Source organism: Methylopila sp. Yamaguchi (assembly GCF_002897035.1).
Classification (GTDB): Bacteria; Pseudomonadota; Alphaproteobacteria; order Rhizobiales; family Methylopilaceae; genus Methylopila.
Genome location: NZ_BAUX01000010.1, coordinates 60,962 through 84,314 on the forward strand (window position 1 = coordinate 60,962; position 23,353 = coordinate 84,314).

At 70.3% G+C, this 23,353-nt stretch carries 19 protein-coding genes and 1 pseudogene; 3 read left to right on the forward strand and 17 right to left on the reverse strand.

Translation table 11 applies throughout. The annotated features are described in order from the left end of the window. Window positions 1-171: 171 nt before the first annotated feature. The gene (gene lexA, locus METY_RS12880; RefSeq protein ID WP_020185275.1) at window positions 172-873 is read left to right on the forward strand and encodes a transcriptional repressor LexA; all 702 of its coding nucleotides are present in this window, start codon (window positions 172-174) and stop codon (window positions 871-873) included. Here lexA and METY_RS12885 read toward each other — a convergent pair. Beyond that, complete coding sequence (locus METY_RS12885) at window positions 867-3,218, reverse strand: ComEC/Rec2 family competence protein (protein WP_103121805.1); 2,352 nt, start codon at window positions 3,216-3,218, stop codon at window positions 867-869. The genes lexA and METY_RS12885 overlap by 7 nt on opposite strands. Before the next feature lie 79 nt (window positions 3,219-3,297). Here METY_RS12885 and gltX point away from each other — a divergent pair, with 79 nt between their 5' ends. Then, window positions 3,298-4,728 carry a glutamate--tRNA ligase gene (gene gltX, locus METY_RS12890; RefSeq protein ID WP_103121806.1) on the forward strand — a complete coding sequence of 477 codons (1,431 nt, stop codon included), beginning with the start codon at window positions 3,298-3,300 and terminating at the stop codon, window positions 4,726-4,728. A gap of 179 nt (window positions 4,729-4,907) precedes the next feature. Then, window positions 4,908-6,200, forward strand: coding sequence for a citrate synthase (gene gltA / locus METY_RS12895; RefSeq protein WP_103121807.1), 1,293 nt, complete (start codon window positions 4,908-4,910; stop codon window positions 6,198-6,200). An 89-nt stretch (window positions 6,201-6,289) separates the two neighbouring features. Here gltA and METY_RS12900 read toward each other — a convergent pair whose 3' ends face one another. The 16 genes and pseudogenes from METY_RS12900 to pyrH form a co-directional block, all read right to left on the reverse strand. Continuing rightward, the gene (locus METY_RS12900; RefSeq protein WP_103121808.1) at window positions 6,290-7,369 is read right to left on the reverse strand and encodes an alanine racemase; all 1,080 of its coding nucleotides are present in this window, start codon (window positions 7,367-7,369) and stop codon (window positions 6,290-6,292) included. Then, window positions 7,366-7,824, reverse strand: a complete 459-nt coding sequence (locus tag METY_RS12905) for a RidA family protein (RefSeq protein WP_103121809.1) — start codon at window positions 7,822-7,824, stop codon at window positions 7,366-7,368. The genes METY_RS12900 and METY_RS12905 overlap by 4 nt, the downstream gene beginning before the upstream one ends. Before the next feature lie 67 nt (window positions 7,825-7,891). After that, window positions 7,892-9,523: a dihydroxyacetone kinase subunit DhaK gene (locus tag METY_RS12910; protein ID WP_103121810.1), complete on the reverse strand. Its 1,632-nt coding sequence runs from the start codon at window positions 9,521-9,523 to the stop codon at window positions 7,892-7,894. A gap of 92 nt (window positions 9,524-9,615) precedes the next feature. Further along, a complete protein-coding gene (locus METY_RS12915; protein WP_103121811.1) occupies window positions 9,616-10,893 on the reverse strand; it encodes an amidase in 1,278 nt (425 codons plus the stop codon). Window positions 10,894-10,904: 11 nt separating this feature from the next. Continuing rightward, window positions 10,905-12,072, reverse strand: a pseudogene (gene lpxB, locus METY_RS12920) (lipid-A-disaccharide synthase). Then, a complete protein-coding gene (locus METY_RS12925; protein WP_103121812.1) occupies window positions 12,069-12,911 on the reverse strand; it encodes an LpxI family protein in 843 nt (280 codons plus the stop codon). The pseudogene lpxB and the gene METY_RS12925 overlap by 4 nt, the downstream one beginning before the upstream one ends. Next, window positions 12,908-13,714 (reverse strand): acyl-ACP--UDP-N-acetylglucosamine O-acyltransferase, encoded by an 807-nt coding sequence (lpxA, locus tag METY_RS12930; RefSeq protein ID WP_103121813.1) that lies wholly within the window; start codon window positions 13,712-13,714, stop codon window positions 12,908-12,910. Before lpxA ends, METY_RS12925 begins: the two co-directional genes overlap by 4 nt. Before the next feature lie 25 nt (window positions 13,715-13,739). Then, on the reverse strand, window positions 13,740-14,222 hold the full coding sequence (gene fabZ, locus METY_RS12935) for a 3-hydroxyacyl-ACP dehydratase FabZ (RefSeq protein WP_103121814.1): 483 nt from the start codon (window positions 14,220-14,222) through the stop codon (window positions 13,740-13,742). After that, on the reverse strand, window positions 14,219-15,292 hold the full coding sequence (gene lpxD / locus METY_RS12940) for a UDP-3-O-(3-hydroxymyristoyl)glucosamine N-acyltransferase (protein WP_103121815.1): 1,074 nt from the start codon (window positions 15,290-15,292) through the stop codon (window positions 14,219-14,221). The genes fabZ and lpxD overlap by 4 nt, the downstream gene beginning before the upstream one ends. Before the next feature lie 80 nt (window positions 15,293-15,372). Continuing rightward, entirely contained in the window at window positions 15,373-17,745 is a 2,373-nt protein-coding gene (bamA, locus tag METY_RS12945; RefSeq protein WP_103121816.1) for an outer membrane protein assembly factor BamA, read from the reverse strand. Window positions 17,746-17,930: 185 nt separating this feature from the next. Then, window positions 17,931-19,079 (reverse strand): RIP metalloprotease RseP, encoded by a 1,149-nt coding sequence (gene rseP, locus METY_RS12950; protein ID WP_103121817.1) that lies wholly within the window; start codon window positions 19,077-19,079, stop codon window positions 17,931-17,933. Between the two features lie 52 nt (window positions 19,080-19,131). Beyond that, entirely contained in the window at window positions 19,132-20,325 is a 1,194-nt protein-coding gene (gene dxr, locus METY_RS12955; RefSeq protein WP_103121818.1) for a 1-deoxy-D-xylulose-5-phosphate reductoisomerase, read from the reverse strand. 7 nt (window positions 20,326-20,332) lie between these two features. Then, the gene (locus METY_RS12960) at window positions 20,333-21,190 is read right to left on the reverse strand and encodes a phosphatidate cytidylyltransferase (protein WP_103121819.1); all 858 of its coding nucleotides are present in this window, start codon (window positions 21,188-21,190) and stop codon (window positions 20,333-20,335) included. Further along, window positions 21,187-21,954: an isoprenyl transferase gene (locus tag METY_RS12965; RefSeq protein WP_103121820.1), complete on the reverse strand. Its 768-nt coding sequence runs from the start codon at window positions 21,952-21,954 to the stop codon at window positions 21,187-21,189. Before METY_RS12965 ends, METY_RS12960 begins: the two co-directional genes overlap by 4 nt. 63 nt (window positions 21,955-22,017) lie before the next feature. Further along, a complete protein-coding gene (gene frr / locus METY_RS12970) occupies window positions 22,018-22,578 on the reverse strand; it encodes a ribosome recycling factor (protein ID WP_103121821.1) in 561 nt (186 codons plus the stop codon). A 40-nt stretch (window positions 22,579-22,618) separates the two neighbouring features. Continuing rightward, entirely contained in the window at window positions 22,619-23,344 is a 726-nt protein-coding gene (gene pyrH / locus METY_RS12975; RefSeq protein WP_103121822.1) for a UMP kinase, read from the reverse strand. Between the last annotated feature and the right edge of the window lie 9 nt (window positions 23,345-23,353).

The window sequence follows — 23,353 nt, forward strand, 5'->3', positions numbered from 1 at the left end:
GCCGGGATCGACGGAGCCCCCTTCGGGCACGGGATCTGCCCCGCCCGCCAGACGCGCCATCGCTCGAAGCTTCTTGAACCACGCGGGAACGGAACGTTAAGAGTTGCGGAACACATCTAGAACAGGTAGATATCTGTTCATGATTTGTTTTGATTCTCGGCGGACCCGCCCATGCTGACGCGCAAACAGTACGAACTGCTCCGCTTCATCCATGAGCGGCTGAAGGAGACCGGCGTGCCGCCGTCCTTCGACGAGATGAAGGACGCGCTGGACCTTAAGTCGAAGTCCGGGATCCACCGGCTCATCATGGCCCTCGAGGAGCGCGGGTTCATCCGTCGCCTTCCAAACCGGGCCCGGGCTCTCGAGGTGGTGAAGCTGCCGGAGGCGGCTGCGCCGCCCGTCTCGCGGCCCACCGGCCGGTTCGCGCCCAATGTCATCGAGGGCAATCTCGGGCGCGTGCGCCCGCCGCAGTCGGACGATGACGACAATCGCATGGTCGCGATCCCCGTCATGGGCAGGATCGCCGCCGGCGTGCCGATCGAGGCGATCCAGGCGAAAAGCCACACCATCGCGGTCTCCCCCGACATGCTGTCCACGGGCGAGCACTTCGCGCTCGAAGTGCGCGGCGACTCGATGATTGAGGCGGGGATCCTCGATGGCGACCTCGTTCTGATCCGCAAGCAGACCGTCGCGGACACCGGCGACATCGTGGTCGCGTTGGTCGACGACGAGGAGGCGACGCTGAAGCGCCTGCGCAAGCGCGGAGCGTCGATCGCCCTCGAGGCGGCCAATCCGGCCTACGAAACGCGCATCTTCGGCCCGGACCGTGTGGCGATCCAGGGACGGCTCGTTGGGCTCATCCGGCGCTACTGATCGTCGTCCGAAGGCGCGTCGTCGTCCGCCGGATCGGTGGGATCGACTGGTTTTGCGACAGCGTTCGCCTTCGGGGGGCGGCGCGGTGCGAAGCGCAGCGCCAGAACGTCCGGCGGCGGGCGGACGATCGACGCGGATCCCTCCCAGGGCCGATGTCCGGCGGGATCGCGCGCCGCGGTCGCGATAAAGGCGTCGCCCTGGCGGGTCAGCGACAGCGCGCCGGTGGCCCGCAGGGCGGCGCGGTCGATCACGGCCGCCGTCTCCGCGCAGGCGGGGGGCGCATCGAGCCGGGTGATGACGAGCGCCGCGCGGCGGCAGTCCTCCTCGAACGCGCGGGCGTCCCAGACCAGCGCCACGTCGCGTCCGTCGTCGAGGCGGCCGACGCAGCCATAAGGGTCGCAGCGCGGCGTCGCTGGTCCTGGGGGCCGACCATCGCGGTCCGCGATGTCGCCGTCGGCCGCGAGCCAGACCTTCGCGGCGAAATTGGTCGCGCGGGCGCCGAGCAGCGCCAGCCGGCCGTCAGGGCCCCGGATCGCCGCGGCGCGTCCGTCGCGGTCGATCGCGACGTCCGGCCGCGCAGGCGCCGCCGCCAAAGCGAGGCCCGCCGCGATCATTGGCGCGGCGGCGTACCGGAGGGCGGTGCGCCACACGCAGAGCCAGGCCAGCCCTAGTGACAGCAGCGCGAGCGCGGTCGAGCCGAAGGCAGGGATCGCGCGCTCGGAGCCTGGCCAGGAGGCGACCGCGCGGGCGATCGCCAGCACGCCGCTGAGGCCCCATCCCATCAAGGTCCACCACGGCCCATCGAGGCCGAGCGGCGCGAACAGCAGGCCGCCGACCACGCAGGGCATGACGATCAGGCTGATCAGCGGCGTCGCAAGCGCGTTTCCAGCGAGCGCATAGGGCGTCACCCGGTGGAAGTGGTAGGCGGCGAAGGGCGCGGTCGCGAGCCCCGCCACCAGCGTGGTGACGAGCGCGAGCGCGGCTGCAGTCCGCAGCCATCGCAGCGCGCGCGCCGCCCGGCCGTCGGGCGGCGGCCGCTCGTCGCGCGGCCGGGCCTCGAACCAGGCGACGAGCGCCGCGACGGCCGCGAACGACATCTGGAAACTCGGACCCAAGACGGCCTCGGGCGTCAGCGCCATGACGCACAGCGCCGCAAGCGCGAGGTTGCGCGGGGTGACGGCCGGGCGGCCGACGACGATGGCCGCGAACACGATCGCGACCATCAGGAAGGACCGCTGGGTCGCCACCTCCGCCCCGGAGAGCGCGAGGTAGAACGCGGCGCCCGCAAGCGCGACGACCGCCGCGACGCTCTTTACCGGCCAGGCGAGCGCCGCGCGTTGCGACAGCGCGAGCGCGGCGCGCACCAGCCAGAACAGGGTGCCCGCGACCAGCGCCATGTGCAGCCCCGAGATCGAGAGAATGTGGCTGAGGCCGGCCGCGCGCATTTCGTCTTCGACGGTCGCGCTGATCGGCCCCCGCACGCCGGTGACGAGAGCCGCCGCGACGGCGCCTTCGTCGCCGGCGACCGTGGCCGAGATCCGCGCCGTCAGGCGCTCCCTCAACCGTTCGAGCCGCGCGGCCAGCCGCTCGGCCGGGCCTGCGTCCGTCGCTGGCCCCAAATTGCGGACGTCCCTTGCCTGCTGCCCTGTCGCGCCCACGGCCTCGAAGAAGGCCGCCCGGGCGAAGTCGTAGCCGCCGGGCCGCACCGGCCCCTGGGGCGGCCGCCAGAACGCCGAAAGGGTCAGGCGGTCGCCGGCGGAGAGGGCCGGCCCCGCGCCGAGCGTCACCCGCGCCCGTCGGGGTCGCTCGCCGGGACTGAGCGACCCAAGCCGCTCGAGCTCCAGGGTGATCCGGCGCTGGCCGCGGTCGCTCGGCTCGATCGCGATCACCCGGCCCGTGGCCTCCGCCCGAAACGCGCGCGTCAGGGCCGGGGCCTCGACGCGGACGGTCGCGAGCTTGGCCGCGAGGAATCCCGCTGGCCCGAACGCGAGGACAAGCGCGAGCCCGAGGGCGACGAAGCGGCGCCGCGCGGCGACAGCCAGCCCCGCGCCCAGCCCCGCGAGCAGGACGGCGGCCCAGAGTTCGGGCTCGTGCGCCGCGGTGAAGTAGAGGATGACCCCGGCGCCGAAGGCGACCGGCGCCCACAGCGCGAAGCGCCCTGCGTCGGCCTCCTCGACCAGGCGGTCGAGCGTCCAGCCGCGCGCTCTCGCCAGGGCGTCCGCGAACCGGTCGCCGGGGACCGCGCCGAAGCCCGGCAACGCGGCGGCCCGCGCGCCTCTCCGTCTCCCCTGATCCGGCCCCCGCGCCATGCCGCCCGCGATCGTTTCCCTAGCTGCGGTCGTCATGCTACACGGGCCGGCCGCTGCGCCTAGCGCCCTCGTGCGCGCCGGATCGGCCCGTCGTCAGCACCGTTCGAGACCGCCCTTGTCCGAGACCGTCGTCACCCGTTTCGCGCCCTCGCCCACGGGCTTCCTGCACATCGGCGGCGCGCGCACCGCGCTGTTCAACTGGCTGTTCGCGAAGAGCCTGGGCGGCAAGATGCTGCTCCGGATCGAGGACACCGACCGGGCGCGATCGACCGAGGCCGCGATCGCCGCGATCCTCGACGGACTGACGTGGCTTGGCCTCGACTGGGACGGCGAGCCGGTGTTCCAGTTCGCCCGCGCCGCGCGCCATCGCGAGGCGGTGGAGCAGATGCTGGCGGACGGCCGCGCCTACCGCTGCTACGCAACGGCGCAGGAGCTTGAGGAGATGCGCGCCGCCGCGCAGGCCGAGGGGCGGCCCCCGCGCTACGACGGCCGCTGGCGTGATCGCCCCGCCTCCGAGGCGCCGGCCGATCGCCCGCCCGCCATCCGGCTGAGGGCCCCGACCGAGGGCGAGACCGTGGTGGAGGATCTGGTCCAGGGCCGCGTCGTGATCCCGAACAAGGACCTCGACGACCTCGTCCTGCTGCGCTCCGACGGCACGCCGACCTACATGCTCGCGGTTGTGGTCGACGACCACGACATGGGCGTCACCCATGTCATCCGCGGCGTCGACCATCTCACGAACGCCGCGCGCCAGACACAGATCTACGCGGCGCTCGGCTGGCCCGTGCCGAAGATGGCGCACATCCCGCTGATTCACGGCCCGGACGGCGCGAAACTGTCGAAGCGGCACGGCGCGCTCGGCGCCGAGGCCTACCGCGAGATGGGCTTCCTGCCGGAGGCGCTGCGGAACTATCTCGCCCGGCTCGGCTGGAGCCATGGCGACGATGAGATCTTCTCGACTGCGCAGGCGATCGAGTGGTTCGACATCGCCGACGTCGGCCGTTCCGCCGCGCGGTTCGACATGGCGAAACTGTCGAACCTCAACGGCCACTACATGCGCGCGACGCCGGACGACGAGCTGCTGGCGGCGTTCAGGGCGTCCCTGCCCTATCTGCCGGGCGGCCCCGAAGCGGCGGCCCGGCTCGAGGCGACCGGACGCTGGAGCGCCTTCGAAGGCGCCCTCCCCGGCCTGAAGGAACGCGCCAAGACCCTGGTTGAGCTGCTCGACGGGGCGCGCTTCCTGACCGACGCGCGCCCGCTAGCGATCGAGCCCGCGGCCGCGGCTCTGTTGACGCCGGAAGCGCGCGCCCTGCTCGCCTCCCTTCATGGCCGACTGACGACGCTGGAGCCCTGGTCCGCGACGGGGGCGGAGGAGATCGTCCGCACTCTGGCGGAGGAGGCCGGGGTCAAGCTCGGGGCGCTTGCCCAGCCGTTGCGCGCGGCGCTCACCGGTCGCAAGACCTCGCCTGGAATCTTCGACGTGCTGGTCGCGCTGGGCAAGGAGGAAAGCCTCGCTCGCATCGCAGATCAGGCCACGGGCGCCTAAGTCGTGAGCGTGTCGAGGGCTGGTCAGAAAGGTGTCAGACGCTAATTTGCGCTGCAACAAAAGTTGATATACGCCAGCGGGAGCTTCCTCGCAGCCGCCCCGATCGCCCCGCAGCAGAGGGCCGGGCGCGGTCCCGCCCGAGGGCGCCTTAAGGCTTTTCAGCGAAGGGGCATCAGCGCATGACCGACACCACCGGCTCCCTGAACGTTGGCGGGACCGAGCTCAAGCTGCCCATCCGGGAGGGGTCGATCGGCCCCGCTGTGATGGATATCCAAACGCTCTACAAGAACACGGGTCTGTTCACCTACGACCCCGGCTTCACCTCCACTGCGAGCTGCGAGTCCAAGATCACCTTCATCGACGGCGACGAAGGCGTTCTGCTCTACCGCGGCTACCCGATCGACGATCTCGCCGAGCATGGCGACTTCCTCGAGACCAGCTACCTGCTGCTCCACGGCGAGCTGCCGACCTCGGCGCAGAAGGCTGAGTTCGACCGGCTCGTGACGCGCCACACGATGGTGCACGAGCAGATGTCCCGCTTTTATTCCGGTTTCCGCCGCGACGCCCATCCGATGGCGGTGCTCTGCGGCGTCGTGGGGGCGCTTTCGGCCTTCTATCACGACTCCACCGACATCACTGACCCGGCCCAGCGCGAGATCGCGGCGATCCGCATGATCGCGAAGATTCCGACGCTCGCCGCCATGGCCTACAAGTATTCGATCGGCCAGCCGTTCGTGTACCCACAAAACTCGCTCGATTTCGCCGCGAACTTCCTGAACATGTGCTTCGCTGTGCCGTGCGAAGAGTACAAGGTGAACCCGGTCCTGGCGCGCGCTATGGATCGCATCTTCACTCTGCACGCCGACCATGAGCAGAACGCGTCGACCTCGACAGTCCGCCTCGCGGGCTCCTCCGGCGCGAATCCCTTTGCCTGCATCGCGGCGGGCATCGCCTGCCTCTGGGGCCCGGCCCACGGCGGAGCCAACGAAGCGGCGCTGAAGATGCTGTCGGAGATCGGCACGCCGGACAACGTCGACAAGTACGTCAAGAAGGCGAAGGACAAGAACGATCCCTTCCGCCTGATGGGCTTCGGCCACCGGGTCTACAAGAACTACGACCCGCGCGCCAAGATCATGCAGAAGACCTGTCACGAGGTGCTCGGCGAGCTTGGCATCAAGGACGATCCGCTGCTCGAGGTGGCGATCCAGCTCGAGCAGATCGCGCTCAAGGACGACTACTTCGTCGAAAAGAAGCTCTATCCGAACATCGATTTCTATTCGGGCATCACGCTGAAGGCGATGGGATTTCCGACCGACATGTTCACGGTGCTGTTCGCCGTGGCGCGCACCGTCGGCTGGGTCGCGCAGTGGAAGGAGATGGTGGAGGATCCCGGCCAGAAGATCGGCCGGCCGCGCCAGCTCTACACCGGCTCGCCGAGGCGCGACTACACGAGCATCTCGCAGCGCCGCTGACGGCCCGCCGGTCTTCCGGCGACGCGTCTCAGACGCCCGGTCCCAGGACCGGGCGTTTCGCGTTCCGGCGCCCGCGCCGCCGCGTGGCCTCAGACGATCCGGCCGCGCGCCGCGACCTCGATTTCGCCGACGATCGTCTCGCCCCGGACGGCCACCAGCCGGTCCACCATGTTCACGACGACGCAGACGTGGTTCGGAACCACGCGCACGACATCGCCGACCGCAGGCTTTACGGAGCATGCGGCGAGGCCGAGGAAGCCGTGCTCCTCCGACAGCGCGCCGATCCGGGCCTCTGGGTGCTCCAGAAGGAGCCCGTGACCGTCGAGACCGCCGGGATCGCTCGTCAGCGTCTTGGAGCCGGCGTCGAGGATCCCGCGGTCCGCGCCCGCGCGGCTCACCACCGTGGCGTAGACCGTCGCCGCGCAGTCCCGAAGCCCGGCGACGCCCGCCGCCATCTGCATGCGGTCGTTGAAGATGTAGGTGCCGGGCCGGTGCTCCGTCGCGCCGTGGAGCGCGCCGAGATGGGCCAAGTTCGGCGAGCCGCCGGTTGAGACGATGCGCGGGGACAGTCCCGCGGCGGCGAGGCCGGCGCTCGCCTCGTCGAAGAAGGCTTGCGTCGCGGGCCAGGCGGTTGGCGGAGGATAGAGCAGCAGGCCGGCGAAGCGCAGGCCGGGCGTCCCCGCGATCCGCGTCGCGAGCGCGACGGCTTCCGCGGGCGTCTCGACGCCGGCGCGCTTCAGCCCGGTGTCGCACTCCACCACGACCTCAAGCGGACGGCCGGCGATCGCCGCCGCGGGCACCAATCCGTCCACGGTGACGGGGCTGTCCGCGGCGACCGTCACCTGCGCGCGGGCGAGCAGCGCGCCGAGGCGGCCGACGTTCCGCTCGCCCAGAAGGTTGTAGCTGATCAGGATGTCGTCCAGGCCGGCGTCGGCCATCACCTCGGCTTCGCCCAGCTTCTGACAGGTGATCCCTCTCGCGCCGGCGGCTACCTGCAGCTTGGCGAGCTCGGGGGACTTGTGGGTTTTGATATGGGGACGGTTCGCGACGCCGGCGTTGTCGCACAGCGCCTGCACGCGCGCGATGTTCGCCTCCACGACATCAAGGTCGACGACGACGGACGGCGTGCCGAACACGCGGGCGATCTCGGCGGCGAGAGGCGTCGTCACGGCAGGACCCGAACGATCGCTTCGATCTCGACCGTCATGCCGTTCGGCAGCGAGCCCATGCCGACCGCGGAGCGGGCGTGCCGGCCGCGTTCGCCGAGCACCGCGACGAAAAGGTCGGAGCAGCCGTTGATCACCTGCGGCTGCTCCGCGAAGTCCGGCGTCGCGTTGACCATGCCGAGGAGCTTCACGATCTCGACCTTGTCGAGGTCGCCCACGGCGGCCTTGATCGCGGCGAGCAGTCCCAAGCCGACGAGCTTGGCGTGCTCGTAGGCCTCCGCGACCGACACCTCGGCGCCGACCTTGCCGACGTGATGGGAGCCGTCCGCAAGCCGCGGTCCTTGCCCCGACAGGAACAGAAGGTCGCCCACGCGCTTCGCCGGCACATAGGTGGCGACTGGCGTGTATGTCGCCGGAAGGGTAAGCCCAAGCTCCCGAAGTCTGTCGTCCGCGCTCACGTCGCCTCCATCGCCCCGTCAACGCCGGAGCTGTTTCGCGTCGCCGCCATCCGCGGCGTTCCCCCGTTCAGAGCGCCGCCAGACGCTCCAGCACGCGCGCGACTGCTTCGGCGCCGGGGTCCGGCACGCCATTGAGCGCGCTCGACGGCACGTAGGACGACCGACCCGCCCCGGCCCTGGTCATCGCTTTCGTCGCCTCCGCGCCCTGCCGCGCAGCGGCCGCGGCCTCCGAAAGTGTGCCCCCACGCGAGAGCGTGTCGAGCGCTGGCTCCAGCGCGTCGATCATGGTGCGGTCGCCAACCGTCGCGCCGCCATAGCTCTTCATGCGGTCAAGCCCCGCGGCGAACGCCTTCGGCCAGCCGCCGTGCGCGAAGGCGGCGCCGGCGGCGGTGAAGAAGGTCGCGAGCAGAACGCCGCTGCTGCCCCCGCCGATGCGGGAGAGCACATGGCCGAGCGCGGCGAGAAGCGCGGTCCCGTCAGCCAGCGGCAGCGCGTCCACGCGCGCCTCCACGGCCGCGGCGCACTTGGCGAAGGTGGAGCCGGCGTCGCCGTCGCCGACCTTGGCGTCGAGCGCGTCGATCTCCGGCCCCATCGCCTGCAGCGCCTGCGTCGCCGCGAGCAGCAGGCGCCGGACGGCCGGGTCGTCCGAGGCGGGCGCCGCCCCCTCGTCGTCGAGGGCTGGGGTCGGTACGAGCCGCGGCGCCGCGACCTCGCGCGCGGGGACCCACGCCGCGCTCGCGGAGGGCGCGAGCAGGCCCGCGCGGCGCCCCTCGTCCAGGATCAGGGCCGTCAGCGAGAAACCCCGCATGTCGAGCGACGTCATCAGCGGCGCAGGGCCGATGACGTAATCGGCGCGCGCGCCGAGGGGCGTCTTCATCACCGCGCCCATGACGATCGCCATGTCGAGCGGCGGCGTGCCGCCGAGAGAGTTGACCATCAGCGCGATGCGGGTTTCCGGCTCGAGCGTCGCCGCAAGCGGCCCGGCGACCTGCCCGACCAGGGCGTCGGCGGCGTCGAACGGGACGGTCCGGCTTCCGGGCTCGCCGTGGATGCCGAGGCCGAGTTCCACCGCGTCGGCGGAGATGCGTTCCTCGCGCTCGGCGCCCGGCATCGCGCCGGTGGTGAGCGCGAGGCCGAGCGACCGAACATGCGCGGCCGCGTCCCGCGCCCGCGCCGCGACCTCGGCCAGCGGCAGCCCTTCGGCGGCGGCCGCGCCTGCCAGCTTGTGGACCAGCAGCGTGCCCGCGATCCCCCGCGGCTGCGGCGCGCCCTCGATCGCGATGTCGTCGCCGACGATCACCATCTCGACCCTGAGCCCGCGGGCCCTCGCCTTCTCCGCCGCCAGGCCGAAGTTCAGCCGGTCGCCCGTGTAGTTCTTGACGATGAGCACGCAGCCCGGCTCGCCGGTGACCGCGAGGATCGCCGCGAGCACCGCGTCGACCGTCGGCGAGGCGAAGACCTCGCCGCAGACGGCCGCCGTCAGCAAGCCCTCGCCGACGAAGCCCAGATGGGCCGGCTCATGCCCGGAGCCGCCGCCCGAGACCAGCGCCACGCGGCTGCGGTCCCAATCCGTGCGAAGCACGACCTTGACGTCCGGGAAGCCGTCGAGCCGGCCAAGGCGTCCCGCGCCGGACGAGGCGAGGAAGCCGTCGATCGCATCCGTGACGACCGCGTCGCGGGTGTTCAGAAAGCTCTTCATTCCAGCTCCCTTTCGCAAGTCTGCTTCGCCGCGACCGTAGGGCTCACGCTTGGGACGTCCGCGGCGCCAGCGCCGGTTTAGGGCTTCGATCCTCAGCCGAGGGGCGGCCGTCCCACGTGCAACGGACAGGCCTTGAGAAAGGCCTGCGCCGCCGCGAGCAGAGCCCGGTCCTCGCCGAAGCGCCCGACGAGCTGCAGCCCGAGCGGGAGGCCCGCCGACGACATGCCGACGGGCAGGCTGAGCGCGGGAAAGCCGAGCGTCGTCCAAGGCACGCAGAACTGCGGGTCGCCGGTGTAGTCGAGCCCGAGCGGGGCCTCGCCCGTCGCCGGGACCGTGAGGAGCGCGTCGTACCCTACGAGACGTTCGCCGACCCCCATGCGGAAGCCCTGCTGCGCCCCGATCGCCTCCTGGTGGGCGATCTCGGAGATCTCTTTGCCGGCGTCCACATAGGCGGCCATGGATGCGCTCATCTTGTCGGGGAACCGTGCGCGAAGCTCGCCAAACACCTCGGCCGCCTCGAACCCCATCAAAGTGTCGGCGACGTGGAGCAGGCGCGGGAGCGCGTCCGAGAGGTCAATCGCCTCCACATAGGCGCCCGCCGCGCTGAGCTTCGCGCAGGCGTCGTCGAACAGCGCGACCTGCTCAGCGCTCGCGATGTCCGCGGGCGGCCGAAGCGCCGCAATCCGGAGGCCGCTGGGCGCGCCTCCGACCACCGCATCGGCGTCGGGCTTCAGCAGCGCGAAGGCCGCGGCCACGTCCTCGAGCGTGCGCGCGAACAGGCCGACGTGGTCGAGCGAAGGGCTCAGCGGATGGACGCCGTCGCGCGGAAGCTCGCCGAAGCTCGGCTTGAAGCCGACCACGCCGCAGAACGCCGCCGGCCGGATGACGGAGCCGAAGGTCTGGGTGCCGAGCGCGATGGTCACTATCCCCGCGGCGACGGCGGCGGCCGATCCGCTCGAGGAGCCTCCCGGCGTGTGATCAAGCGCCCATGGGTTCCGGGTCGCCCCCGGATGCCGCCAGGCGAACTCGGTGGTCACGGTCTTGCCCAACGTCGTCGCGCCGAGCGCCCTGAGCTGCGCGACGATCGCCGCATCGGCCGCAGGACGATGACCCTCGTAGATCGCGGAACCGTAGTCCGTGGGCATGTCGGCGGTGTCGATCAGATCCTTGACCCCAACCGTAACGCCGGAGAGCGGCCCCTCGCTCGGCGCCACCGGGGCCTCCTTGGGGAGATGCGCGAAAGCCCTAAGCTTCGGCTCCAGCCGGCGCGCGCGCTCCCACAGCGGCGTCACCAGCGCCTGCGCCTCCGCGCCGGCGGAACGCTCGGCCTGAATCTCGGCGATCGAATGGGCGGCGACGTCGTCGGCCATGGCGCTCTCCTTCAGCTCGGGGTCGGTCGCTTTTCCGCCCAGGCGCGCAGCGTCACCTCCGCCGCGCGCTCGGAGGGGGATCCTTCCGGCAGCCGCATGAGGCGGTCAAGCCGGCTAAGCGCTTGAATCTGCGCGCTTCGGGCGGGCGTTTCGTCCAGCAGCGGCCCGAGCGCCGCGGCGAGCTTGTCCGGCGTGGCGTTGCGATGGACGAGCTCGGGGATCGCCCGTTCGCCGAGGATCAGGTTCGGCAGCAGGATGAAGGGCGCTTCGATCTTGATGAAGGGCTCCAGCAGCGGCGCGAACCACTCCAGCCGGTAGGCCGCCGCCGTAGGCACGCCCGCGAGCGCGAGCTCCAACGTCACCGTGCCGGAGGCCGCGAGCGCCGCCTGCGCCGCGCGAAAGGCTGCGAGCTTCTCAGCCTCGCCCGTCACGATCCGCGGAGTCACAGGCCAGGACGAGGCGAGGCGCGCGACCTCGCCCGCCAGCTTCGGCGTGGTAGGGAGCGTCACCTCGACGGGGCGATCGCCCAGCCGGGCGAGGGTCGCGCCGAAGAGCGGCATGTGCCGATGGACCACGCCCGCCCTGCTGCCCGGAAGAACCAGCAAGCGCACGGGTCCGTCGCCCAGGGCCGGGCGCTCGCCCGCCCTGGGGCGAAATTCGTCAAGCCGCTCGATCAGCGGGTGGCCGACATAGGTGCAGGCGGGCCCGCCAAGCCGCGCGTGCGCCGCGGGCTCGAACGGCAGCAGCGCGAGCACATGGTCGACATAGGCCCGCATCCTGGCTGCGCGGCCCGGCCGCCAGGCCCAGACGCTGGGTGAGACGTAGTCTACGACGGTCAGACCGGGCAGCGCCGCCCGCGCTTTGCGCGCCACGCGGTGGGTGAAATCCGGGCTGTCGACGATGACGAGGATGTCCGGCGGGCGGTCGATGATCGCTTGGGCCGTTGTGGAGATCCGCCGAAGCAGCGTCGGGAGCCGCGCGACGACGGGCCCGATCCCCCATCACCGCGATGTCGTCCATGGGAAAAAGCGTGGCGACGCCCTCCGCCTGCATGCGGGGGCCTGCGACGCCGTAAAGCTCCAAATCGGGGATGCGGCTCCTGAGCGCCTCGGCGAGCTTGGCGCCCAGCGCGTCGCCCGAGGCCTCGCCCGCGACGATCGCGATCCGGCGCGGCGTCACGCCGCCTCGGCGACAGGCACGCCCGCCAGGAACAGGCCGAACTCGTCCGCCTTCGCCGCGAGTTCGTCGCGGTCTGCGAGCAGCACCTGCCCCGCTGCGACGGCGACGCCGGCCAGCTGCGCCTCGGCCGCGAGCTCCAGCGTCCGCACGCCGATCGCCGGCAGGTCCACCCGCAGATCCTGGCTGCGCTTCGGCGTTTTCACGAGCACCCCGCCGCGTCCGTCCCGCCGGAGCTTGCCGCCCTTGCTGAGCCGCGTCACCCGGCCGAGCATGCTGTCGGTGCCCTCCGCCGCCTCCACGGCCACGACGCGCCGACCGATGGCGACGACCCCCTGGCCGACGTCGAAGGGCCCGAGCGCCCGCAGCGCGCCGACTGCGAGCGCGATGTCCGCTACGTCGGCGGCGTTCGGCTGGCGCCGGCCGACGAGGCCAAGCGGCGCGGCGAGTTCCGGGGCGACTTCGTGCACGCCGCGGACGACAAAGCCGCGGTCCTCGACGAACTTGATGACGCCGCGCAGCAGATGGTCGTCTCCTCCGGCGAGCAGGCGCGTGATTTCCGGCAGGCTGCCGAGCCCGCCCATGTCGATCCGAAGGTCCTTCAGCGCCGGGCGCTGGACGGCGCCCACGAGCGCCACCTCGCGCACGCCGGCGCCTTCGAGCGAGCGGAACAGCTTGCCGATCTCGCCCATGCGGATCCAGACGTGCGGGAAACGCTCGACCTCCGCCGCGGCCGAGCCCTTCAGCGCCGCGAGGAACACGGGGCGACCCGCGCGCTGGATGAGGTCGGCCGCATCGATCGGAAGCGATCCGGAGCCGCAGATCAGCCCGACGGCGCTCACGCCGCGCGCGCCTCGCCGGACCGCGGTGTGCAGATCGCGCGGTCTCCGCCAGCCGCTATGAAGGCCGTGACCTCCTGCACCAATTCATCGTCCGGATAGGCCGCCGCGATTTCCGCCGCGCGGGCCTTCAGCACTCCGCCTTCCGCGAACAGATCCTTGTAGGCGCGGCGCAACGCGTGGATGCCGTCGCGCTCGAAACCTCGGCGCTTGAGCCCGACGAGGTTCAGGCCCGCGAGATGGGCGCGGTTGCCGATCGCCATGCCGAACGGGATCAGATCGTTCTCGAGGCCGGCGAGACCGCCGAGGAAGGCGTGCGCGCCGATCCGCACGTATTGGTGCGCCGCCGATCCGCCGCCCAGGATCGCGAAATCGCCGATCGTGACGTGGCCCGCCACCATTACGTTGTTCACGAGGATGACGTTGTTCCCGATGCGGCAGTCGTGCGCCACGTGGGCCCCGGCGAGCAGCGCGCAGTCGTCGCCGATCTCCGTCACCATCGCGCCGCCTTCGGTGCCGGGATTGATCGTGACGTTCTCGCGGATCAGCGCGTTGCGGCCGATGACCAGCCGGCTGGGCTCGCCGCGGTACTTGAGGTCCTGCGGCTGGTGGCCGACCGAAGCGAAGGGGAAGATCTGCGCCCCCTCCCCGATCACCGTGCGTCCGTCGACCGCGACGTGGGACCGGAGCACGGATCCCGCGCCGATCTCCACGTCGGGTCCGATCGCGCAGAACGCGCCGACAACGACGTCGTCGGCCAGGCGCGCGCCCTCAGCGACGAAGGCGGTCGGGTGAATGTCGGGCATCAGGTCTCCTTGCGGGGAGGAACGGTCACTTGTCGACGAGCATGGCCGAGACTTCGGCCTCGCAGACCAACACGCCGTCGACCTTCGCCTCTCCGCGGAACCACCACATGTTCGCGCGCTTCTTGATCTGGGTCATGTGGTACTTGACCACGTCGCCCGGAACGACCGGCCGGCGAAACTTCGCCTTGTCGATCGTCATGAAGTAGACGATGCGCGGCGAGGACGGCGCAGTCTTGGACGAGACGCACATGGCGCCCGCCGTCTGTGCCATGCCCTCGATCAAGAGCACCCCCGGCATCACCGGCGCGCCGGGGAAATGGCCCTGGAAGTGCGGCTCGTTGAACGTCACGTTCTTGATGCCGACGCCGGAGCGGTCGCCGTCGATGTCGACGATCTTGTCCACCAGCAGGAAGGGGTAGCGGTGCGGGAGGTAGGACAGGATCGTCTGGATGTCGGCGGCGCCCAAGGTCGTGGGCGCGCCGGCGGCGGGGGTCTCTGCGTCGGTCATTGCTTGGAACCTTCGGATGCGTCGCTGGCGGGGCGCGTCCGGCCCTCCGACGCAATGCGCTTCAAAGTGGTCATCTCACGAAACCAGTCACGGACCGGCTTGGCAGGCGTCCCGCCCCACCGGGCCCCGGGGGGCACGTCTTCCCGCACGTTGCTCGAACCTGCGATCTGGGCGCCCATACCGATGCGGACGTGGCCGACTACGCCGACATGGCCGCCGAGCACGACGAAGTCCTCCAGCGTGACGCTGCCCGAGATCCCGACCTGCGAAACGATCACGCAGTGCCGCCCAATCACCACGTTGTGGGCGATCTGGACGAGGTTGTCGATCTTGCTGCCTTCGCCAATCACCGTGTCGCGGTTCGCGCCCCGGTCGATCGTGGTGTTGGCGCCGATCTCGACGTCGTCCTGAATCACCACACGGCCGATCTGCGGCACCTTCAGGTGGCCGCCGGGGCCCATGGCGAAGCCGAAGCCGTCCTGCCCGATGCGCGCGCCCTGGTGAATGATCACACGGTCGCCGACGAGCGCATGCACGATCGTGGCGCCTGGCCCGACGGTGCTGTCCCGCCCTATCCGCACCTCCGGGCCGATCACCGCGTTGGCGCAGATGATCGCGCCGCGGCCGATCTCCGCTCGTGGGCCAACGACCGCGCCGGGGTCGATCGTAACATCGCTCTCCAGCCGCGCGTCCGGATGCACCACCGCGCCGGGCGCGACGCCCTGCCCGAAGATCGGCTGCGGCCGCGCCGCCTGGGGGTAGAGCGCCGCGGCGACGCGGGCGAAGGCGCGGTAGGGTTCCGGCGACACCAGCACGAGGGCCTTCGCCGGCGCGCGATCGCGAAACTTCGGCGCCAGCAGACAGGCGCCGGCGCGGCTGGCGGCGAGAGAGGCCGCATAGGCCGGATTGTCGAGGAAGGTCAGGTCGTGCGGCCCGGCGGCGTCGATCGGCCCCACGCCTGTGATGCCGATCCCCTCGCCCGCCCCCGCCGCGACGGTCGCTCCCGTGATTGCCAGCAGGCGATCGAGGCCGAGCGGCTCGGGCGAGGGAAAGAAGCGCGGTTCGATCATGAGGCCTGCATCAAGACGCGAAAACGGGCGGCGAATGAGTCCGCCGCCCGTTTACGGGATTTCGAGCGCCTTCGGAAGGCTTAGAAGCGCGTGCCACCCGAGAACCGGAAGAACTGGGTCTCGTCGTACTTTTCTTTGCTCAGCACGTGCGCGAAGTCGAAGCGGATCGGTCCGAGCGGCGAGGTCCACAGGAGCGAAGCGCCGACCGACGACCGGATCTTCGTGCTGTCCTTGTCGTTCACGGTTATGTCCGTGCCCCGAAGATCATAGCTCTTGATGCCCTTGTAATCGAACACCGTGCCGGCATCCGCAAAGACCGCGCCCTTCAGGCCGATCTCTTTGGGTAGTCCGAAAATCGGAAACTGAACTTCGGCCGATCCGCCGAAGTAAGTCGTGCCGCCGAGCGGGTCGTCGTTGGGGCTGCCTCTTGTAAGAACGCTGGTACCGACGTCGCGCGGGCCAAAGCCCTGCGGCTCGAAGCCGCGCACCAGATCAGGTCCGCCGGAGAAGTGATCAAGCACGCGAAGGTCATCTTTGCCGAAAGCAACGATGTGGCCCGCTTGGCCGCGCAGCATCCCGATGAAGTTCTCATTCCAAATCGGATGATAGTAGCGACCGTCGAACGTGCCTCGCACAAACTTTGCGTCGCCGCCAAGTCCAGCCACGTCACCCTTCAACTCGAGATAGAGGCCCTGCGTCGGATCGCGCGGCACATCGAGCGTGTTGTAGATCAACGAGAGCCCGGCAAGCGACGTCCAGGTTTTTCCCTCTGCTTCGAGCAGGGCCACAGATGCGCGATCGTCGTCGAGCCGCTTGTAACGGTTCGGCACCGTCAGGTCCTGCTGGTAAAGCTGGTACCGCGTGCCCACCGAGAACTCGTCGGTGATCGCGAAGCCGAAGCGGAGGCCGCCGCCGTAGGTGTCAATCTTGTACGACGAGTAATCCGTCTCGTCCCGCTCCTTGGCGTAGAGGTCGATGCCGGCCGAGATGCGCTGGCCGAGGAAATACGGCTCCGTGAACGAGAAGTCGAAGCCCTGCACGTTCTGACCGAGCTGCGCCGCGATGCGGGCGTACTGGCCGCGGCCGAGGAAGTTGCGCTCGCCGAGCGCGACTTCGCCGATGACGCCGTCCGAGGTCGAGTAGCCGCCGGCGACCGAGAACTCGCCGGTCGGCTGATCCTCGACGTCGACGTTCACGATGACACGGTCGGGCGCCGAGCCGGGCTCGGTCGACATGCGCACGGTCTTGAAGAAGCCGAGCGCCTTCAGGCGCCGCTCCGCGCGGTCGATGAAGATCTGGTTGTAGGCGTCGCCCTCGCCGATGTCGAACTCACGACGCACGACGTAGTCGCGCGTCCGGGTGTTGCCGCGCACGTTGATGCGCTCGACGTAGACGCGCGCGCCCTCCTCCACCACGTAGGTGAGGTTGATGGTGCGGGTCTCGAGATTGCGGTCAGCGCGCGGGCGAACCTGCGCGAAGGCGTAGCCGCGGCTAGCCAGATCGAGCGACACGGCTTCGACGGACTTGTCCACGTCCTGCGAGCTGTAGGTCGACCCTTCGGACGACACCACCTTACCGCGCAGGGTCGAGGCGTCGACTTCGGCGACGCTCGATTCGACGTTGACGGTGCCGAAACGATAGGGCTGGCCTTCCTCGACGACGATGTTGATGACGAAGGCGTTCTTCGTCTTGTCGAGATCGGCGCGCGCCGAGACCACGCGGAAGTCGGCATAGCCATGGTTCAGGTAGAACCGGCGGATGAGCTCGAGGTCGGCGTTGATCCGGTCGGGGTCGTAGACGTCCGAGGTCTTGATCCAGCTCAGCCAGTTCGACTCGGTGGTCGTCATCTGGTCGCGCAGCGTGCCGTCGGAATAGGCCGTATTGCCTTCGAACTCGATCGAGGAGATCGAGGTCTTGCCGCCCTCGTTGATCTCGAACACGAGGTCGACGCGGCCGTTCGGCTGGGCGATCGTCTTCGCTTCGACGGTCGCCTCGTAGCGGCCGGAGCGACGATAGATCTCGGTGATGCGCTGCGTGTCGGCCTGGACCAGCGCCGGGTTGAACGGTCCGCGCGCCTTCGACTGGATTTCGGCGGTGAGCACCGCGTCCTTGACCTTCGAATTGCCTTCGAAGGCGACGCGGTTGATGACCTGGTTCTCGTTCACGCTGACGACGATTCCGCCGCCTGACCGGGTGACGCGAACGTCCGAGAACAGACCGCTCGCGTAAAGGCCACGGATGCCCTCGTCGATCTTCGCCTGATCGAGCGGGCCGCCGGTGAAGTAGGAGCGCACCGTTTCGGCGTCGACGCGCTGGTTGCCGCGGACCGTGATGCTGCTGGCGCGCTGCGCCTGCGCTTCGGTGACGCTGGCCATCCAGAAGCCCGTGCCGGCGGCCACGGCGCCGACGGCGACCGAGGATGCGACTGCAAGGCGCCCGACTACTCGAACCATACGCTTCATGGGGTGACGGGCCCTCGTGCCGTTGAACGGACGTTCGCAGCCCTGAAAGCCCAAAGGATTCCCGGGTGCGACGCCGATCGCTTCTATCGAACTTTTACGCACGTGCAAACTCGCTACTCGACACAGGTTCGACGTTTCACAGGCGCCGTTGCGGCACAGACACGCCCAATTGGAATTCAGCCTAGTGACGAAAGATGAACGATGTCGTTCCACGTCGCGAAGATCATCAGCATCAGCACGAAGGCGAGGCCGACGCGCATTCCCATCTCCTGCGCGCGCGCGCCGAGCGGCCGCCCGCGCAGCGCTTCGACGGCGTAAAACAGCAGGTGGCCGCCGTCGAGCATCGGGATGGGGAGGAGGTTCAGCAGCCCGATCGACACCGAGAGGATCGCGGCGAGATTGATCAGCGCGACGAAACCAAGCGTCGCGACGTCGCCTGAAGTCTTGGCGATCCGGATCGGGCCGCCGATCTGGTCCGTCGATTCCCGGCCGATAACCATCCGGCCAAGATAACGGCCCGTATGCTCGACGACGAACCAGGTTTCCTTCGCGCCCTCGACCACCGCCTCGATCGGACCGAAGGTCTCATAGCGGACGTTAGCGGCCGTGGTGGAGCGGGTGACGCCGAGAACGCCGACGCGCTGCTTGTTGCCGAAATTGTCGGTCAACTCGCGCTGGCGCGGCGTGGCTATCAGAGAGAGCTCACTCGCCCCACGTTCGATCGTCAGCTTGAGCGGACGTTCGGCGTTAACGCTCACGATCCGCTGCATGTCGCTGAACGAGCGGATCTTCTGCCCGTTGATCGCGGTCACGAGGTCCCCCGCGACGACGCCGGCCTCGGCGGCCGCGCTCCCGGGCTCCACCTGATCGACCAGGGCGTCGGTCGCTGGGCGGCCGACCGTCATGAACACGGCGGCGAAGATGACGATCGCCAGCAGGAAGTTCGCGAGCGGACCAGCGGCCACGATGGCGGCGCGGGCGGGCAAGGGCGCGAAGAAGAAGCTTCCGCGGCGCTCCTCGGGCGTCATGCGTTCAAGTGCGTCGACGTCGGGTGCGCTTGCGGCGTTCTCGTCGCCTGCGAAGCGGACATAACCGCCGAGCGGGATCGCCGCGAGGCGCCAGCGTGTGCCGCGCCGGTCGTTGAAGCCTACGATCTCGGGGCCGAATCCGAGCGAGAAGGCGAGCACTTTCACGCCCGTCCAGCGCGCCACCAGGAAGTGGCCGAGCTCGTGAAAAAAGATGACGAGCGTCAGCACGAACAGGAAGGGAATGATGTAGCCGAGCGTGGCCAAGCCCGCGCCGAGCATCTCGTTCAGAAACGTCATCGGATCCCCTAGATCCCCGACCCGCGCCGTGACCGCGCGCGCCCCTGCCCCTTTAGTGCGCCCGAAGGCGGGCGTCTGGCAAGCGCCCCGACACGAGGCCGCGAACCTCGACGTCGAGGTCGATCGCCGCCGCGACGGTCTCGGGCGCCGCGGTCAGCCCCTGTCGGTCGGCGGATTCGAGCGCCTCCTCGACGAGTCGAGGGATGTCCGCGAAGCCGATCTCGCGTGCTAGAAAAGCCGCCACCGCCACTTCATTCGCGGCGTTGAGCACGGTCGCCGCGGCGCCTCCGGCGGCCAGCGCCTCGCGTGCCAGGCGGAGCGCGGGGAACCGACCCAGATCTGGCGCCTCGAAGGTGAGGCTCCCAATGCGGGCGAGGTCAAGCCGAGCGGCCGGCGTGGTCAGACGCTGCGGATGTCCCAGAGCATGCGCGATCGGGACCCGCATGTCGGGCGCCGCGAGGCCCGCGGTCACCGCGCCGTCGCGGAAGGTGACGAGGCCATGGATCACCGATTGCGGATGCACGACCACGTCGAGGCGTTCGGCGTCGATCGCGAACAGGTGGTGGGCTTCGATCAGCTCCAGGCCCTTGTTCATCAGGGTCGCGGAATCGATCGTGATCTTCGCGCCCATGGACCAGGTGGGGTGGCGCAACGCGTCCTCGGGGCGCGCGCGAGCGATACGCTGCGCATCCCATGAACGGAACGGACCGCCCGAGGCCGTCAGCGTCATACGCTCGACGTCCTCGACGCCCTGGCCGCCAAGCGCCTGCAGGAGGGCGTTGTGCTCGCTGTCGACCGGCAGCAGCGTCGCTCCGGCGGCGGCGACTTCGCGCATGAAGGCCGCGCCGGCGCAGACGAGACATTCCTTGGTGGCGAGCGCGACCGCGCCGCCCTGCCGCACGGCGGCGATGGTGGGGGCGAGGCCGGCGGCTCCGGAGATCGCCGCCATGGTCCAGTCGACGGGCGACGCCGCCGCCTCCACGGCGGCTTCCGCCCCGGCCGACGTGGCGACGCCCGAGCCCTCGAGGGCTGCAGCGAGCGCCGGGCCGGCGGACGCGTCCGCGACGACGGCGCGCCGCGCGTTGAGCCTGCGGGCAACCGCCGCGAGCCCGGCCGCATCGCTGTTCGCCACCACGGCCTCGACCGCGAACAGCGTCGCATGGCGTTCGAGCAAATCCACCGTCGCCAGCCCGACCGACCCGGTGGCGCCGAGCACCGTCACCCTGCGCCGGGGCGCGCCGGTCATACGCCGCTCACCATCGGAGCAGCCCCTGCGCCGCGCCGTCGAAGCCGCCGCGGGCAAGACCCACGAGGGCGGCAAGCGTAGCCGCGACGAGGAAGCCGTCCATTCGGTCCATCAGCCCGCCGTGGCCGGGGATGATCCGCCCGGAATCCTTCGCGCCGAAGCGCCGCTTCATCGCCGACTCGAACAGGTCGCCGACCACGGTCGCCACCGTCGCGAGGAAGCCGAGCACAACCAGCGGACCGAGCGCCTCGACCCCGCCGAGGCGGGCGACCAGGAGGCTTGCGCCGGTCCCGATCACCGCGCCGCCGATCGCGCCGGACCATGTCTTCTTCGGCGACAGCGCCGGCGCGAGCTTCGGCCCACCGAGCGTGCGCCCGGTCGCATAGGCGCCGATGTCCGCCCCCCAGACCGCCGCGAACAGCCAGAGCGTGGCGAGCAGGCCGTCGGAGGGATCCTGACGGAGCAGGATGACGCCGAGGAAGGTCGCGGCTCCATAGGGCGCGGCGGCTCCCGCCAGATAGGCCGGCCGCGCCGCAAAGGCCGCGGCGAGCCCGCCGAGGGCGATCAGCGGCAGGGTGAGGCCATAATCGAACAGCAACAGGCTGCCGACGCTGAACAGCGCGCCCGCGGCGCCGAGCGTCACCGCGACGATCGCCGCCGCGTTGCGGCGGGCCTTCGGCTCGGGCGTGGCGAGCCAGGCCCATTCGACGCCGACCGCGACGCCGACCAGCGTCCAGAACAGTCCGAAAAGCGGGCCGCCGAGCCAGGCGACGGCCAGCGCCGCGGCCGCCATGACGGCGCCGGAGACAATCCTGAGCGCGAGTTCCGACGTGCGCCGCGGGCCCGGCGCGACCGCGACGTTCACGCGTCCACCCGCGCGGCGCGGCCGCCGTAGCGGCGCTCGCGCGACCGGAAGCTCGCGATCGCGGCGTCGAACGCCGCCCGGTCAAAATCGGGCCAGTGCTGCGGTAGGAAGACGTATTCCGCGTAGGCCGACTGCCAGAGCAGGAAGTTTGAGATCCGCTGCTCGCCGCTGGTGCGGATGACGAGGTCGGGATCCGGAATGTCCGCGGTGTGGAGATTCGCGGCGATCGTCTGCAGGTCGATCGCCTTCGGGTCGAGCGCGCCCATGCGCGCGGCCTCGGCGATCCGACGCACGGCGGCGACGATCTCCTGCCGACCGCCATAGTTGAAGGCCACGACGAGCGTCAGCCCGTCATTCGTCCGGGTGAGACCTTCCGCCTCGTCGAGCAGGCCGGCGATGTCCGGCGCGAGGCCTGTCCGCTCACCGATGACCCGCACGCGGACGTTGGAGCGGTGAAGCTCGGAGAGGTCACGGCGCACGAAGAGGCGGAGCAGGTTCATGAGGTCCGAGACCTCGTCCTCCGGGCGCGACCAGTTTTCCGAGGAGAAGCTGTAGAGCGTGAGGTAGCGGACGCCGAGTTCGCCGGCGGAACGCACCGCCTTGCGGAGCGCCTCGACGCCGCGGCGGTGCCCTTCGGCCCGGGGCAGACCGCGGGCGGCGGCCCAGCGGCCGTTGCCGTCCATGATGATCGCGACGTGGCGTGGGGCGCCGGCGCTCTCATCGGCTGCGGCCGCTTCGGTCCATCTGGGCAAATCGGTCGACATGATCGCGCTCGGCGCCCGGATCGTTCGAGGATAAACGACGACGCGCTCTCGCGGCGCGCGACGTCAGACCTGCATGATGTCCTTTTCCTTCGCAGCCACCGCCTGGTCCACCTCGACGATGGCCGCGTCGGTCGCCTTCTGGACCTGATCGGCCAGGCGGACCTGATCGTCCTCGCTGATGTCGCCGTCCTTCTCCGCCTTCTTCAGCGTGTCCAGACCGTCGCGGCGCACGTGGCGCACGGCGACGCGGGAGGCTTCGGCGTACTTGTGCGCGACCTTCACGAGCTCCTTGCGGCGCTCGGCGTTGAGCTCCGGCAGCGGAATGCGAAGGAGCTGGCCTTCGCCGATCGGGTTGAGGCCGAGGTTGGCCTCCCGGATCGCCTTCTCGACCGCGCCGGTCATGGAGCGGTCCCACACCTGCACGTTCAGCATGCGCGGCTCGGGCACGCTCACGGTCGCGACCTGGTTCAGCGGCATCTCGGCGCCGTAGGCGACGACCACGACCGGATCGAGGAGGCTGGAGGAGGCGCGGCCGGTGCGCAGGCCCGCGAGGTCGCTCTTGAGCGAGGCCACGGCGCCCTGCATGCGGCGCTTGATGTCGTCGAGGTCGAAGGATCCGGCCATGGGATGAAGGTCCTTGAGGTTCGGGCGGTTCGTCCGCCTCTCAGCTCGCCACGGTGGTGGCGCGTCCTTCGCCGCGCACGACCGCCGAGATCGACCCGGGCTCGTGAATGGAGAAGACGATTACCGGAAGCGCGTTCTCGCGCGCAAGCGCGAAGGCCGCGGCGTCCATGACCTTGAGGTCCCGGTGCAGGACGTCGTCATGGGTCAGGCGGTCGAACCGGGTCGCCGTCGGATCCTTCTTCGGATCGGCGCTGTAGATGCCGTCGACCTGCGTGGCCTTCAGCAGCGCCTCGCAGCCGGTCTCGACTGCGCGGAGCGCCGCCGCGGTGTCGGTCGTGAAGAAGGGATTGCCGGTCCCGGCGGCGAACACCACCACCCGGCCGCGGTCAAGATGGGCGAGCGCGCGCGGCCGCGTGTAGGTCTCGCACACCGCCGGCATGTCGAGCGCCGAGAGCACCCTAGCCTGGGTCCCCTGACGAGTGATCGCGGCCGACAGCGCGAGGCCGTTCATCACGGTCGCGAGCATGCCCATGTAGTCGCCGGTCGCGCGGTCGACGCCCTGGGACGAGACCTGCACGCCGCGGAAGATGTTGCCCCCGCCGACGACCACCGCGACCTCCACTCCAAGGGAGTGGGTCGCGGCGATGTCGGCGGCGATGCGGTCGACGGTCGGCTGGTGCAGGCCGAAGGCGTCGGGACCCATCAAGGCCTCTCCCGAGACCTTGACGAGCACCCGCTTGTAGATCGGCTCCGGCCGTCCCGTCATCGCGCGGGC

Excerpts from the sequence above, each read along its gene's own strand:
- lexA (WP_020185275.1), top strand. The coding sequence starts at position 172 with ATGCTGACGCGCAAACAGTACGAACTGCTCCGCTTCATCCATGAGCGG.
- pyrH (WP_103121822.1), bottom strand. The coding sequence starts at position 23,344 with ATGACGGGACGGCCGGAGCCGATCTACAAGCGGGTGCTCGTCAAGGTC.
- METY_RS12915 (WP_103121811.1), bottom strand. The coding sequence starts at position 10,893 with ATGGCCGACGACGTCGCCGCCCATTCGATCGCCGAGATTCAGGCCGAG.
- fabZ (WP_103121814.1), bottom strand. The coding sequence starts at position 14,222 with ATGACCGACGCAGAGACCCCCGCCGCCGGCGCGCCCACGACCTTGGGC.
- frr (WP_103121821.1), bottom strand. The coding sequence starts at position 22,578 with ATGGCCGGATCCTTCGACCTCGACGACATCAAGCGCCGCATGCAGGGC.
- METY_RS12965 (WP_103121820.1), bottom strand. The coding sequence starts at position 21,954 with ATGTCGACCGATTTGCCCAGATGGACCGAAGCGGCCGCAGCCGATGAG.
- METY_RS12910 (WP_103121810.1), bottom strand. The coding sequence starts at position 9,523 with ATGAAGAGCTTTCTGAACACCCGCGACGCGGTCGTCACGGATGCGATC.
- lpxD (WP_103121815.1), bottom strand. The coding sequence starts at position 15,292 with ATGATCGAACCGCGCTTCTTTCCCTCGCCCGAGCCGCTCGGCCTCGAT.
- lpxA (WP_103121813.1), bottom strand. The coding sequence starts at position 13,714 with ATGCCCGACATTCACCCGACCGCCTTCGTCGCTGAGGGCGCGCGCCTG.
- dxr (WP_103121818.1), bottom strand. The coding sequence starts at position 20,325 with ATGACCGGCGCGCCCCGGCGCAGGGTGACGGTGCTCGGCGCCACCGGG.
- bamA (WP_103121816.1), bottom strand. The coding sequence starts at position 17,745 with ATGGTTCGAGTAGTCGGGCGCCTTGCAGTCGCATCCTCGGTCGCCGTC.
- METY_RS12885 (WP_103121805.1), bottom strand. The coding sequence starts at position 3,218 with ATGACGACCGCAGCTAGGGAAACGATCGCGGGCGGCATGGCGCGGGGG.
- rseP (WP_103121817.1), bottom strand. The coding sequence starts at position 19,079 with ATGACGTTTCTGAACGAGATGCTCGGCGCGGGCTTGGCCACGCTCGGC.
- gltA (WP_103121807.1), top strand. The coding sequence starts at position 4,908 with ATGACCGACACCACCGGCTCCCTGAACGTTGGCGGGACCGAGCTCAAG.